At 53.7% G+C, this 12,993-nt stretch carries 11 protein-coding genes; 3 read left to right on the top strand and 8 right to left on the bottom strand.

The window, feature by feature from the left end; genetic code table 11:
• Positions 1-76: 76 nt before the first annotated feature.
• Genes tnpC through HZS52_RS13485 form a run of 6 tightly spaced genes read right to left on the bottom strand, consistent with a single transcriptional unit; the run spans position 77 to position 4,549 of the window.
• Entirely contained in the window at positions 77-1,675 is a 1,599-nt protein-coding gene (gene tnpC / locus HZS52_RS13510; protein WP_190372958.1) for an IS66 family transposase, read from the bottom strand.
• 45 nt (positions 1,676-1,720) lie between these two features.
• On the bottom strand, positions 1,721-2,077 hold the full coding sequence (gene tnpB / locus HZS52_RS13505; RefSeq protein ID WP_190372957.1) for an IS66 family insertion sequence element accessory protein TnpB: 357 nt from the start codon (positions 2,075-2,077) through the stop codon (positions 1,721-1,723).
• On the bottom strand, positions 2,074-2,286 hold the full coding sequence (locus HZS52_RS13500) for a hypothetical protein (protein WP_190372956.1): 213 nt from the start codon (positions 2,284-2,286) through the stop codon (positions 2,074-2,076). Before HZS52_RS13500 ends, tnpB begins: the two co-directional genes overlap by 4 nt.
• A gap of 45 nt (positions 2,287-2,331) precedes the next feature.
• Positions 2,332-3,195 (bottom strand): alcohol dehydrogenase catalytic domain-containing protein, encoded by an 864-nt coding sequence (locus tag HZS52_RS13495; RefSeq protein ID WP_223827928.1) that lies wholly within the window; start codon positions 3,193-3,195, stop codon positions 2,332-2,334.
• The gene (locus tag HZS52_RS13490) at positions 3,195-4,013 is read right to left on the bottom strand and encodes an SDR family NAD(P)-dependent oxidoreductase (protein ID WP_027958417.1); all 819 of its coding nucleotides are present in this window, start codon (positions 4,011-4,013) and stop codon (positions 3,195-3,197) included. The genes HZS52_RS13495 and HZS52_RS13490 overlap by 1 nt, the downstream gene beginning before the upstream one ends.
• 8 nt (positions 4,014-4,021) lie before the next feature.
• On the bottom strand, positions 4,022-4,549 hold the full coding sequence (locus HZS52_RS13485) for a 2,4'-dihydroxyacetophenone dioxygenase family protein (protein ID WP_022522783.1): 528 nt from the start codon (positions 4,547-4,549) through the stop codon (positions 4,022-4,024).
• Positions 4,550-4,774: 225 nt separating this feature from the next.
• Between HZS52_RS13485 and HZS52_RS13480 the strand changes: the two genes are divergently transcribed.
• Complete coding sequence (locus HZS52_RS13480; protein ID WP_190372955.1) at positions 4,775-6,583, top strand: sigma-54-dependent Fis family transcriptional regulator; 1,809 nt, start codon at positions 4,775-4,777, stop codon at positions 6,581-6,583.
• Between the two features lie 184 nt (positions 6,584-6,767).
• On the opposite strand, the gene HZS52_RS13475 is transcribed toward HZS52_RS13480, so the two are convergent.
• Entirely contained in the window at positions 6,768-7,952 is a 1,185-nt protein-coding gene (locus HZS52_RS13475) for a BaiN/RdsA family NAD(P)/FAD-dependent oxidoreductase (protein ID WP_027958416.1), read from the bottom strand.
• Between the two features lie 136 nt (positions 7,953-8,088).
• Here HZS52_RS13475 and HZS52_RS13470 point away from each other — a divergent pair, with 136 nt between their 5' ends.
• Positions 8,089-9,171, top strand: a complete 1,083-nt coding sequence (locus HZS52_RS13470; RefSeq protein ID WP_138800513.1) for an efflux RND transporter periplasmic adaptor subunit — start codon at positions 8,089-8,091, stop codon at positions 9,169-9,171.
• On the top strand, positions 9,171-12,293 hold the full coding sequence (locus HZS52_RS13465; protein WP_190372954.1) for an efflux RND transporter permease subunit: 3,123 nt from the start codon (positions 9,171-9,173) through the stop codon (positions 12,291-12,293). The genes HZS52_RS13470 and HZS52_RS13465 overlap by 1 nt, the downstream gene beginning before the upstream one ends.
• A 140-nt stretch (positions 12,294-12,433) precedes the next feature.
• On the opposite strand, the gene HZS52_RS13460 is transcribed toward HZS52_RS13465, so the two are convergent.
• The gene (locus HZS52_RS13460) at positions 12,434-12,862 is read right to left on the bottom strand and encodes a DUF3617 domain-containing protein (RefSeq protein WP_022522778.1); all 429 of its coding nucleotides are present in this window, start codon (positions 12,860-12,862) and stop codon (positions 12,434-12,436) included.
• Positions 12,863-12,993 lie beyond the last annotated feature (131 nt).

Raw genomic sequence — 12,993 nt, 5'->3', positions numbered from 1 at the left:
TCGTATTCACGTCGTGAGAAGAAAACGGCAGTTTGAAGGGTAAACGATCCAATAACTACATCTAGCCAGTCATTGTTCAGACCGGTAATGTCTCTTTCCACTGCCAGGGCAGCAGCGTGTTCAGTTCGTCATCGTTTTTGAGGGTGGGCAGTGTCGCGAAGACGTGCTGCAAGTAGTCGTAAGGCGAGAGGCCATTGGCCTTGGCGGTTTCGATCAGGCTGTAGATCGCCGCGCTGGCCTGAGCACCGCTCGGGGTGTGGCTGAACAGCCAGTTCTTGCGTCCCACCACAAACGGGCGGATGGCGTTCTCTGCCAGATTGTTGTCCAGCGGGATAAGGCCATCGTCCAGGAAACGGGTCAGCCGGGGCCACTGATGATCCAGGTAGTGAAGGGCTTTCCCCAGTGCGCTTTTGGGCAGCACCTGGGCCAGTGACTTGTCGAGCCAGGTGCGAAGTTGATCGATTAACGGGCGGCTCTTCTGGTCACGCAGCGCATGGCGCGCGTCGGGCTCAAGCGCCTTGGCCTGCTTTTCCACGCCGTACAGCTTGCGGATCTGGTTGAGCGCCCAGTCGGCTTTACCGGTTTTGCCTTTGGGCTGCACTTTCTGGGCCTCGACGAACTTGCGCCGGGCATGCGCCCAACAGCCCGCCTGGGTGATCCCATTACGACGCACGACCTCGGCGTAGCCTTCATAGCCATCGGTGATCAAGCGGCCCGCATAGTCGCCCAGCAGGCGAACAGGTACCCGCCCGGCACGGCTAGCGTCATAATCGAACAAGACGACCTGTTGGCCCGGCGGCCCACCGCGCTGTACCCACATGTAGGACGTGGCACTCGCGTGACGATCCGCTTCTTGATTCACCTGGAGCGTCGTCTCGTCCATGTGGATCAGCGGGGCGTTTAAGAGGTGTTGGCGCAAAGTGTCGATCAACGGGATGATGCGTTCACCGGCCTGCACCATCCAGCGGGCCAAGGTATTACGGGGGATCTCAGCCCCATGGCGGGCTAAGAGCTGGCTTTGTCGATATAGCGGCAAGGCGTCCTGGTACTTGGCGGTCGCCACATACGCCAACAGCGTGGCGCTGGCATTGCTTTTGGGGAGTAGCTTAGCGGGTGCCGCGGCGATCTTAACGCCCTCTTCGCAGGTTCGGCACGCATACTTGCGCCGGACATGACGGATGACCTCGACCCGTGCGGGCACCACGTGAAGTTCCTCGCTAACCGCTTCACCCATGACCGTTAGCGCGGTGCCATCGTCCTGACAGTGGCGAGCTTCTTCGGGGAGTTCATGCACCACCTCAACCCGTGGAAGTTCGGGCGGCAACGCCACCCGGCCACCCCGGGTTCGATGTGTCGTCGGCGTGGCGAGCTTGACCGTGGTGTCATCCACGACATCGTTATCTGTCGCCTCGGTGGCGCCGTCTTCCTCGTCAACCGCCACTTCGGCTTCGTTGATCAGCAAGTCTTTCTGATCCACCTGATACTTCTCAGTGGAAGGGCCGAACTGGCGCTCCAGGGCCAACCGGAACTGTTCAAACAGCGATTGCTTGGTGGCTTCCCACTGGGCTTCCTTTTTCTCCATCAACGCCAACAGCCGCGCATTTTCAGCGTCGGCAGCGGCTAGCTTGCGCTCAAGCTGGGAGACCGTTGGCGAGGAGGAATCGGCGTTTTTCATATCGCCTAGTCTATCAAAAACGCCACTGAAGCGGGAGCAAAAAAGCTAACCAACCTGCTGAAAATCCAACGCTTTATGGGGTTGCATGGCCTTCAAGTTAACCCCGTCCAACAGCCAATTTAGTTCCTGGCCGGTCAGTGTCACCGTGTCGCCTTCCAGGTGCGTGGGCCATTTAAATCGTTCGCGCTCCAAGCGCTTGTACCACACCACAAAGCCGTTACGTTCCCAGAACAGCAGCTTCACTTTATCGCGTTGGCGATTGCCGAACACAAAGAGCGCCAGATCGAACGGATTCAAGTCCATGGCCTCCTGAACCAGCAAGGCCAAGCCATCGATTTGTTTACGCATGTCCACGGGATCCCGGCACAGGTACACCGTCAGATCGGTGCCGGGACGGATCATGTCACCACCTCCACCGACAAAAAGCGGGCAGGACGGCAGCGTGGTGGTACCGGCAAGCCTTGCACGCTTAAGCGCTTCTCCCATGTCAGCAGGTCAGTGAGGGGTAACGCCTGTGAGTCGGCGTAATCACTTAACGGTATGCTCAACGCTGAGGCACAGTAAAGATGGCCAAGCCAAAAGGCCTGGGTGGGGTTAAGTTCACAGCTCATGACGATCTCCAAAACCAAAGAGATCGTCAGTGTGATCAGCACGCGTTAGCTTGGGTAGATGGGGTTTATGGAGCGCTTACTTTGAAGGCGTATTTCCTTTGATAAAGCACTAAAGGGTATAAAGCTGTCAGGCTTAGTGCATAAACCAAGAAGCAGAATCGTACCGTGCGTGCGAACCTGCTCAATGGCTTGCGCAATGAGACCAGGAACGCCCGCACACTCGAATACTATGTCTGCTGAACCTCCAAGTGACCGCTCTGCAGCTTTAATGGGTTGATATGGATCACAAACAAAACCGGTCGCCCCCATGTCATAGGCACGTTGTTCTTGGTATCGGGTAATATCCTGTATGACAACCGTCTGAGCGCCAAAGCGGCGCGCCCAAAAAGCGACAGCTAACCCGATAGGCCCAGCACCAAGGATGAGGACACGGTCACCAGGTTTCATGCCGGATAGCTGGAGACCATGGAGAGCAACGGCTAAAGGCTCTACAATTGCACCGTCGTCCATGCTTGCATTGAGAGGAAGAGGTACGCACTGGCGCGCAGCGGTGACGGCATATTCACCATATCCCCCTCCCTCCAACGCCATATCTAGACACCAAGCAGGATTCCCAGAACGGCATGCAGCGCAATAACCGCAACTTCGGAAAGGTATAACGGATACAAGATCTCCTATAGATACATCACTGACTTTTCGACCTAAAGCGACTATCTCGCCTGCATATTCGTGACCCAGCACATCGCCAGGACAAATGCCGAAAATGGGATCCTCAGTCATATGGAGATCGGAGCCACAAATTCCACATCGTTTCACCTGGATGACAACCTCATCGTCTCCTGGTGTAGGGTCTGGAAGTTCGCAAACATCTAAAGGCTGGTGTAACCCCTGAAAGACGGCAGCACGCATCAGCCCACCCTCCCAAGAGAAGTGCCTCCGTCAATAACCAATTGAGCACCGGTCATATAGGAAGAGGCGTCAGAGGCTAGGTATAGCGCCAGTGCCTTGATCTGTTCAGGATCAGCGATTTCCCCTAGAGGTACCTTGGCGTTCCAGGCCTGGCGAACTGCTTCGTCTTTCAACCAGCCACCACCAATGTTGGTTACGAAACCGCCGGGCGCGATAGTGTTGACCCGGATCCGGAACTCTGCCAACTCTAAGGCAACTTGACGTACTAAATGGGACACTCCCGCTTTTGCAGGCATGTAAGCAAGCCCGACCACAGGCTCTGTAATAAAGGCAGCATTGGAGGACGTGACAACAATTGATCCTCGACGCCGTGGCTTCATGTATTTAGCTGCCACTCGCAGAGTATTAAAGACCCCCGTCAGATTAATAGAAATTGTTCTATCCCAGCGGGCTGGATCTAAAACGTCAATCTGACCATCTCTATTTCGCCCTCCTGAAGGGTTCCAAAACCCTGCCCCAGGATCGATCCCCGCATTAGCAAAAACAATATCCAAGTTGCCAAACTGGCGGACATGTTCTTCGAAGGCTCGACTGGTCTGCATTCGATCAGCGACATCTAGCTGGACAGCATGAACCTTGCAGCCTTCGTCACGGAGCCTTTGTGCCTCACATTCGGCTGCGTCGATGTTTATATCCGCTAGTGTCACGTTAGCGCCGTTTTCTGCCAACGCTTCGGCATAGGCAAGTCCTAAACCTGAGGCTCCCCCCGTGATCAGGGCTGAACGCCCTTCTACGCTGAATTGCTCTAATACACGCATACCCCACCTCATAGAAATAACTGCTCATTGATGGGGATATTGTGTTCTTCACAGTAAGTGACGTAGTGATTGATGAACCAGAAAACATCCAGCGTTTCTGCCCACTCCCCCTTCTCATCGAAGAACTCGTTAGCTCCCTGCATCCAAAATAGAGCTTTCATTCCATTAGCATCGTCGGTCACTAACGTGTGAGCCTGTCCGGGCATTTCCGTTATAAACTCTCCAGGCCCGCAAACCCAGTCGTATTCCAAATATCGGAAAGATCCCTCCATTCCTACAGCCCATACCATTCCTCGGTGCTTATGGGTACCAATCACACCAGGGCTTTTAATCCATAAAATATTGCAATAAACATTATTTCTTACATCAAAGGCCAGATGCCGTATAGCTGCATTATCACCAAAAGGAACCCATGGGCTTTCTACCTCAGAGAGCCCTACATAGCTTCCCTCACGCCCAAATCGGTCTTGCATTGCCTTCATTGGTTCAGGAACTTCTACGATACGATAAGCATTACTAGCGGGTGCATTAGCCATTATTGTTCTCACTTTATTTATGGAAACGATGTATTACAGAGAACTATTCAGCAATTGCTATGCCAACTACTCAAAACCTAGACCTTAGTATAAAAAATCAAGTAAAATTCTTATTATTCAAAGGAAGTTAAGAGACTAGACACGACTAAAGTACAACTGAAGGATTGAACAAGACTCGCCAGTATTTAATTAATTTAATATTTTTAATAAAAAAATGAGAAAGACATGACAAAAAAAATGATGCTTTCGAAAATGACAACGCAACCCAATCAAGCGAGTTCTTGTAAGATAGGCCTTGATGATGGAGACCCACCCACTTTACGTGATTTGACAGAGAGGCTGCGCCTTACCCCTAACGATGGAAAAATTTGGTTCGATGATCGCCGCATGGTGCTACTTGGGGCTAATGCATTTGGTGTGTTGCGCAGGGAAATCATTGAATCACTAGGCTTTTCTAGAGCATGCAGCTTGCTGATGCGCGTAGGTTTTTCAGCTGGATCTGCCGACGCAGCTTTTGTACGAAAACATTGGCCACTAAACGATGAAGCTGGTGCGTTGACCGCGGGGGAGCGGTTACATGCAGTCATGGGGATGGTTAAAGTCGAAACGGTACGACGCGACCACGACATCCCGAACGGTATTTTCAATGCCGAGTTCCTTTGGCATGGTTCAATCGAGGCCGCCGAACATATAAATGCGTACGGCCTATCACGTGAACCGGTTTGCTGGATGCAGCTAGGTTATGCCAGCGGCTACGCCAGTGCTTTCTACGGTAAGCGAGTGATATATCGTGAGTTGGAGTGTGCTGGCTGCGGCGGCTCTTTCTGCCGAATCGTAGGTGAGATGACAAACCAAGAAATAGGCAGTACCCATGACCTTAGCTGGCTCACTCCAGGAGAATACCTTGCGCCTAGAGCGCGTAAGTCGTCTCGACAAACCCCTGGCGTGACGACAGCGTCATCTCCTGCCTCTATCCGTGAGAAAATAGATACCCAAAAGATCGTGGGTATTTCAGCAGCCGTCAGTATTGCTTTGCAGAAGATCGAAAGAGTCGCGCCAACGCCAGCCACGGTACTGTTCAATGGAGAATCCGGTGTTGGGAAAGACTTGTTTGCTAACGAGCTTCACCGCAAAAGCAACTTGGCAAACGGCCCCTTTATCGCCCTTAACTGTGCTGCAATCCCTGACACATTGGTTGAGGCAGAGCTGTTTGGCGTAGAGAAAGGTGCGTTTACAGGTGCAGAAAAAAGTCGACCGGGTCGGTTCGAACGAGCCAATGGGGGCACACTATTTCTTGATGAAATTCCATCATTAAGTTATGAGGCACAAGGTAAGCTTCTGCGCACCCTGCAGAATGGCGAAATAGAAAGAGTCGGTGGAGCACACCCTATCCAAGTTAACGTCAGGGTTGTTGCCGCCTCAAATAAAGATCTTTTCAAGGAAGTGCAGAATGGACTATTCAGAGAGGATCTTTATTACCGCTTAAATGTTTTTCCTATTCGCCTTCCCCCTCTTAGAGAACGCCAGGATGATATCCCCTTATTGATCGAACATTTTTTATACCGCTACTCAAACGTTTATAAAAAAAATATTCCAGGACTCACCCGAAAGGCTAGTGAAGCACTTTTAGACTATAGTTACCCTGGAAATATTCGCGAGCTGCAGAATTTAATAGAACGTGGCGTGATTAACGCGCTAGATTCTGAATCGCTCAATGTGTTTCATATGTTTGATGACGTTGGCTTTGCCACAAAACTCAACCCCCCTGGTCAGTCAGGTCTCAATATTGATCCCACAGGGGAACTGGAGGCTGGCACAAGTGGGCCTGATCTATTGGGCCGGGGTAAGCTTGACGATACGCAGAAGAGCGCTAAATGTCACCGGAGAAGTGAGGCAGAAATTTTGTCAAATGCACTTTATAAAACAGATGGCAACGTGTCGAAGGCCGCCAGAGAACTAGGCGTAACGAGAGCTAAGCTAGCCTATCGAATTCAAAAAGCTGGATTAGATCCTAGTCTGTTTCGGCACTTGTAAGGAAGCGCCTGATCGACCTACCAGCCGACCTCTTGGCAGCATTGCCCTAGGCTCTGTTGACTTTTCAGCGCTGCCATAAGCGAAACGTCAACAGCCCCTAAACTTGAACCCATCGCCAAAACACAAGAGGCTTAATACAGCCAGTGTATCGGTTTACGGCACTTGCAAATCTTTGATCAGCTTATTAAACAGCCTGCCCGCAGGCTACGCCACTCGCCCACGCCCACTGAAAGTTATACCCGCCTAGCTCTCCCGTTACATCTAATACTTCTCCGATAAAGCGCAACTGTGGTAAGCCTTTAACCTCAAAGGTTTTGGACGAAATCGCGTCGGTATTGACCCCGCCCATGGTTACCTCTGCGGTACGCCAACCTTCTGTTCCTGCTGGTTTCAGTTGCCAAGCGTTGAGTCTTTGCGCCCACTCATCCAATGCGGCATTAGCATACTGGGCCAGGGGCCGCGCCAAGTCATGGTCGGGGTACCACTCCAGCAGTGCTTGCGCAAAGCGTTTCGGAAAGCGTTCGCCAAGCCAAGTCGAGAGCTGACGCTTAGGCGTTTCTTGGCGTGCCTCACGTAGGGATTCCGCCACGTTTTCATTGGGCAGTAGATCGATACTAATGCTCTCCCCTGGCTGCCAAACGCTGGATATCTGCAGCATCGCCGGCCCAGACAAGCCGCGGTGGGTAAACAGCATGGGTTCCACAAAGCGGCGACTGCCAGCACTAACAGCCACTGGCACGCTCAAACCAGAGAGCTCAGCTGCGCGCGCTTTCCAGCTATCGCTTAAGGTAAAGGGCACCAGCCCGGGTCGCGTAGCGAATACCTCTAGACCAAATTGACGGGCAATGTCGTAGCCAAAACCCGTCGCGCCCATGCTCGGAATGGAAAGCCCACCGCTCGCGATGACGACCACCCCGGCATCGATTTTACCTATCGAAGTCGTTAGACGCATGGCACTGCCCTGTTGCTCCACGCGGGTAACCTGGGTGCTGAGCCTGATTTCAGCCCCAGCCCACTCACACTCGGTTAGTAACGTATGGACAATATCTTTAGCCGAGGTTGCACAGAATAGCTGACCCGGCGTTTTCTCAACATGTTCAACGCCATGGCGCTCGACCAGCTCAACAAAGTGCTCAGGGCGGTAACGTTTGAGCGCCGAAATACAAAAGTAAGGGTTTGAAGAGTAAAAGTGCTGTGGCGTTGTGCCAAGATTGGTAAAGTTGCAGCGGCCACCCCCGGACATGAGAATCTTCTTGCCCGCTTTGTTAGCATGATCAAGCACTAAGACCCGCTTTCCGGCATAGCCCGCTTGCGCTGCGCACATTAAGCCTGCGGCGCCAGCACCGATGATGACAACGTCATAGATCATAATGGACAGCTCATATTGAGAGCGACTCCCGTCGTAAAAGGCAGGCATTCTAACAGGGTCGCACTTAAAAATTATTATGCGGATACAATTACCATATACAATAACTGTATAAATATTATCTAACGCTGAGAACACTATGCTTTTGCCCTTTCATCAACGACGGCTGTTGCAACTCGCACTCGTGCCTCTCACTCTTCTGCTTTCCAGCGTAGCGCTCGCCCAATCGGCGCCGTCAGTCATAGGCACCCGGGCGATCATGACTACCTGGTCGGATCCAATAGAAGCCTTGGGCACCCTCCGTGCCGATGAGAGCGTCACACTATCGGCTACCGTCACGGATATCGTTGCCGAGATCAATTTCCGTGACGGCGAACAGGTCGAAGAAGGCCAGTTGCTTATTCGTCTGGAGGATGCCGAGGAGCAGGCGCAGCTGAGGGCGTCCCAGGCACTTCGCGAAGAGCGGCGTAATGCGTCAAATCGCGCTTCCCAGTTGCAAGAGCGCAACCTGGCGGCTCGGGCCGATGTAGAAGATAGCCAATCACGGCTGCGCCAGGCAGATGCCGATATTCAAGCGATTGAAGCGGAGTTGGCCAATTACCAGATAAAAGCCCCCTTTAGTGGCCGTGTCGGCTTTCGCAATATCAGTGTTGGCGCCCTGGTCACTCCAGGCATGGATCTGGTGACGCTCGATAAATTGGATGTTATGCAGCTAGATTTCAGCGTCCCCGAAGTATTTCTCGACCGCCTCTCACCAGGCTTGATGCTCAATGCCACAACTGCCGCCTACCCTGACGCCCTCTTTAGCGGTGAAATTGCCACCATCGGCACACGGGTGGATCCAGTCACGCGCAGCGTAAGCGTCCGCGCTGATCTCGAGAATACCGATGGCCGCTTGCGGCCTGGCATGCTGATGGAAGTGATCGTTCAACAGCACGTACGCGATACGGTTGTTATCCCTGAGGCGGCCATTGAGCCTAGCGGTGACCGTCACTTCGTGATGTTAATTGAACAGAGTGGAGGCAGCACACGCTTGGCACGGCGTGAAGTGGTGATAGGCGAGCGCCGCAATGGCGAGGTGGAAATTCTCGAGGGACTCGCCGCCAACGATTTAATTGTCTTTCATGGCCTACAGCTGGCCCGTGACGGGCAAGAAGCCAGGTTAATCGGGATCGCCGATGACGAGACCGGTATACGAGCGCTGTTGGAGGCCGACCGCTAATGCGTTTATCGGATATCTCTGTTCAGCGGCCGGTATTGGCGATGGTAATCGCGGCGCTGATTATTGCCTTTGGCCTGCTGGCACTCAATCGTCTGCCGCTGCAAGAGTACCCCACCATCGACCCGCCAGTGGTCACCATCGATACCCGCTACCCCGGAGCCTCGGCCAGCGTCGTCGAAACACGGATTACCCAAGTATTAGAAGACCGCATTGCTGGCGTTGAAGGCATTGAGCTGATTACCTCGCAAAGCGAGGATGGTCGCTCTCAGATCGAGATCGAATTTGGCATTGATATGGATATCAATGCCGCCGCCAATGATATTCGCGACCGCATCTCCGGTGCGCTGCGCAACCTACCCGACGACGCTGACAACCCAGAGGTCACCAAAGCCGATAGCAGCGAAGAAGTGGTGGTTTGGTTAAGCCTTTCCGGAAACGACTATTCCATTACTGAGCTAACCGACTACGCTAACCGCTTTTTGGTCGACAGCCTCTCCGTTCAGCCAGGGGTAGCACGGGTGCGTGTCGGCGGCGGCAGTGACTACGCCATGCGCGTGTGGCTGGATCGCAATGCCTTGGCCGCACGGGGACTCACCGTTAGCGATATCGAAGACGCACTGCGGGCAGAGAACGTAGAGCTACCGGCAGGCTCGCTTGAATCCAAGGATCGGCAGTTTATTGTCCGCCTCCCCCGTAGTTTTGCCAGTGCCGAAGATTTTCAGCGCCTCGCCCTCAGCTCTCCTCAAAACCAGGAGGAAAACGGCTATCTGGTGCGCCTTGCTGACGTAGCAAGAGTAGAGGTCGGCGCGGTGGAGGATCGTTCTGTCTTCCGCTCTAACGGCATCCCCATGGTCGGCCTAGGTATGATCATGCAGTCGACGGCCAATGTGATAGAGCTCTCTGAAGCCGTTCAGGTCGAACTTGAACGCCTACAAGGTACCCTGCCTGAAGGGATGTCACTGAGCCTGAACTACGACGCCTCGCTGTTCGTCTCCGGGGCGATTGAGCAGGTCGTTATGACGCTGTTTATCGCCATGGGCTTGGTGGTGGTGGTGATCTTTATGTTTTTGGGCAATTTGCGCACCACCCTGGTACCCGCGGTGACCGTTCCGATTGCCGTTATTGGCGCCTTTACTGCTCTGGCAGCGATGAATTTCTCAATTAACCTGCTAACTCTGCTGGCGCTGGTGCTGGCGATCGGTCTGATTGTCGATGATGCCATCGTTGTGCTTGAAAATATTAACCGACGTATGCACGACTACGGCGAGACACCGCTAGTCGCCGCCTTTCGCGGAACCCGGCAAATCGCCTTTGCAGTCATTGCCACCACTCTGGTGTTGGTGGCGGTTTTCTTGCCACTCAGTATGTTGCAAGGCGATATTGGCCGACTATTTTCCGAGTTCGCGCTGACCATGGCCGCCGCGGTCGTAGTCTCTACGCTGCTGGCACTGACGCTTACGCCGATGATGGCGTCTAAAATTCTTAAGCCTAGTATGCACGACAGCCGGATTGGCAAAGCCGTGCAGTGGTTGCTCAGCGGCACACAACGCCGCTACCAGGCCACGTTAGAATGGATGCTCAAAATGCGTTGGCTGGTGGTCGCGGCGTTTGTATTATTGATTGGCGCCACCGCCTGGCTGGCCACGGTACTGCCCAACGAATACACGCCTCAAGAGGATCGCGGTAACTTTATCGTATTAGTGAATGGCCCTGAAGGCGCCACCTTCGACTACATGATGGATTATATGGATGAGATCGAAGCGCGGATGACGCCACTGGTGGAGAGCGGTGAGTTGGAGCGCGTAGTCGTTCGCGCCCCCCGTGGCTACGGCAACATAGAGAATTTCAATAGCGGCTTTATTATCGTCAATATGGCCGACTGGGGCAGTCGACGCAGTGCCTGGGAGATCATGGGCGAAGTACGCGAAAAGCTGCGTACGTTGCCGGGGGTACAAGCCTTCCCGGTGATGCGCCAGGGGTTTGGGCAGCGTACCCAGAAGCCGGTGCAGTTTGTGCTGGGCGGCGGGACTTACGAAGAGCTTGCCCGCTGGCGCGATACGCTGATCGATCATGTGCGTGAAAACAACCCGCGCTTGATGGCACTAGAGAGCAACTACAACGAAACCCAGCCGCAGCTAAGAGTCGATATTGACTACGAGCGTGCCGCTTCGCTAGGCGTTACGGTTACCGAGATCGGCAGAACGCTTGAAGTGCTGTTAGGTGGCCGTAACGTCACTCGCTATGTTGATGATGGTGAAGAGTACGACGTCATTTTGGAAGGTGACCGCGGCAGTCAAAACAGCCCGAGGGCGTTGGATAACATTCAGGTTCGATCCGCTCGCACAGGTGAGCTGATCCCTCTGGCCAGTTTGGTCACCCTCTCCGACTTTGCTGGCGCCAGCACTTTGAACCGCTTTGACCGTATACGGGCGATTACCATTGAAGCCAACCTGGCGGATGGCTACCCCCTTGGCGAAGCTTTGACCTATTTAGAGCAGAGCGCCGCGGAGCTACTGCCGGAAGAGGCGCAAACCAATGTGGCAGGCGCCTCAAGGGACTTCCAGCAAGCCAGTGGCGCCACCGCCTTCCTGCTAATACTGGGCGCGCTTGTGGTCTTTTTGGTGTTAGCAGCGCAGTTCGAAAGTCTGATTCACCCCTTTGTGATAATGCTTACGGTGCCGCTCGCAATGAGCGGCGCTTTGCTCGCCCTGCTGCTAAGCGGTCAATCGCTTAATATCTACAGCCAAGTAGGCTTGGTGCTGCTAATTGGCCTGGCGGCGAAAAACGGCATTTTGATTGTCGAGTTTGCCAATCAGTTGCGCGATGAGGGTAAAGCCTTCCGTTCGGCGTTGATTGAAGCCTCTGTAACGCGTTTAAGACCTATCTTAATGACCGCCGTGACCACCATGGCCGGCGCCATTCCGCTGATTGTCTCGACAGGGCCGGGGTCTGAGTCTCGCTTGGTTATCGGCACCGTGATTATGGCGGGGGTCGGCTCGGCCACGCTGTTTACGCTGTTTGTGGTGCCTGTGGCTTACGACTTGCTGGCGCGCCACACCGGTTCGCCCGGGGCAGTGAAAAGGCGATTAGAGGAGGAAATTGCTAATGCACCATCTGACTGATGTCATTGCCAACGCAGCGAAGCAATCTGGTTTTTAGAGGCCACCGCACGCTTGAGATTGCCGCGTCGCTGCGCTCCTCGCAATGACGACCTCAATGAAAAAGGGTGCCTGTTGGCACCCTTTGAAAAGAGAGCTAGCGATTACTCACACTCGCCAAGATACTCGCCTTCAATCACGGTATTCATGCTCAGCTCACCCATGGGGGACTGGGTAAGGATATCGACGCTGCCTTCGATACGCTCGCCCATAAAACGCATTTCGCCATCGATGGTAGCTTCGCCACCCTCAGCGCGACACACCATGCTGTAGCTTAGACCGTCCGCATTGAGCTCCTGGTCGAGCAGCTCGCAGCCTTCTTCTTCCTCGATGAAGCCAAATTCAGCTCCCTCAAGCTCTTCCTGACTAATACACTGGCGCTCGGTTTCCGTTTGATCCGGAATTTCCATTTCGCCGGTGACGCTGGTTTTGCTCACAAACTCCCACTCACCAGCGGTGACATTGGGGGTTTCAGCCAACGCGACCATCGGAAAGGCCACTAGGGCCGCTACTGCCATGTTACGTAACATCATCGCTACTCTCGCTGCGTTGCTTTGGGAACTTAAATCCTGGGATATCCTACCTGATTCAATCCTACGATGCCCTACCCGACGACCACACTGCTACACTCATTGGGTAAGAAACTGATTTAGCGCATCCGCTA

The organism is Vreelandella titanicae, from assembly GCF_014697095.1.
Taxonomy (GTDB): domain Bacteria; phylum Pseudomonadota; class Gammaproteobacteria; order Pseudomonadales; family Halomonadaceae; genus Vreelandella; species Vreelandella titanicae.
The sequence above is the reverse complement of the archived record's forward strand: the minus strand, read 5'-3'. Positions and strand labels throughout refer to the sequence as shown.

Coding starts and splice junctions, on each gene's coding strand:
- HZS52_RS13485 (WP_022522783.1), bottom strand. CDS start 4,549: ATGGCTAATGCACCCGCTAGTAATGCTTATCGTATCGTAGAAGTTCCT.
- tnpC (WP_190372958.1), bottom strand. CDS start 1,675: ATGAAAAACGCCGATTCCTCCTCGCCAACGGTCTCCCAGCTTGAGCGC.
- HZS52_RS13465 (WP_190372954.1), top strand. CDS start 9,171: ATGCGTTTATCGGATATCTCTGTTCAGCGGCCGGTATTGGCGATGGTA.
- HZS52_RS13460 (WP_022522778.1), bottom strand. CDS start 12,862: ATGATGTTACGTAACATGGCAGTAGCGGCCCTAGTGGCCTTTCCGATG.
- HZS52_RS13490 (WP_027958417.1), bottom strand. CDS start 4,013: ATGCGTGTATTAGAGCAATTCAGCGTAGAAGGGCGTTCAGCCCTGATC.
- HZS52_RS13470 (WP_138800513.1), top strand. CDS start 8,089: ATGCTTTTGCCCTTTCATCAACGACGGCTGTTGCAACTCGCACTCGTG.
- tnpB (WP_190372957.1), bottom strand. CDS start 2,077: ATGATCCGTCCCGGCACCGATCTGACGGTGTACCTGTGCCGGGATCCC.
- HZS52_RS13475 (WP_027958416.1), bottom strand. CDS start 7,952: ATGATCTATGACGTTGTCATCATCGGTGCTGGCGCCGCAGGCTTAATG.
- HZS52_RS13495 (WP_223827928.1), bottom strand. CDS start 3,195: ATGCGTGCTGCCGTCTTTCAGGGGTTACACCAGCCTTTAGATGTTTGC.
- HZS52_RS13500 (WP_190372956.1), bottom strand. CDS start 2,286: ATGAGCTGTGAACTTAACCCCACCCAGGCCTTTTGGCTTGGCCATCTT.
- HZS52_RS13480 (WP_190372955.1), top strand. CDS start 4,775: ATGACAAAAAAAATGATGCTTTCGAAAATGACAACGCAACCCAATCAA.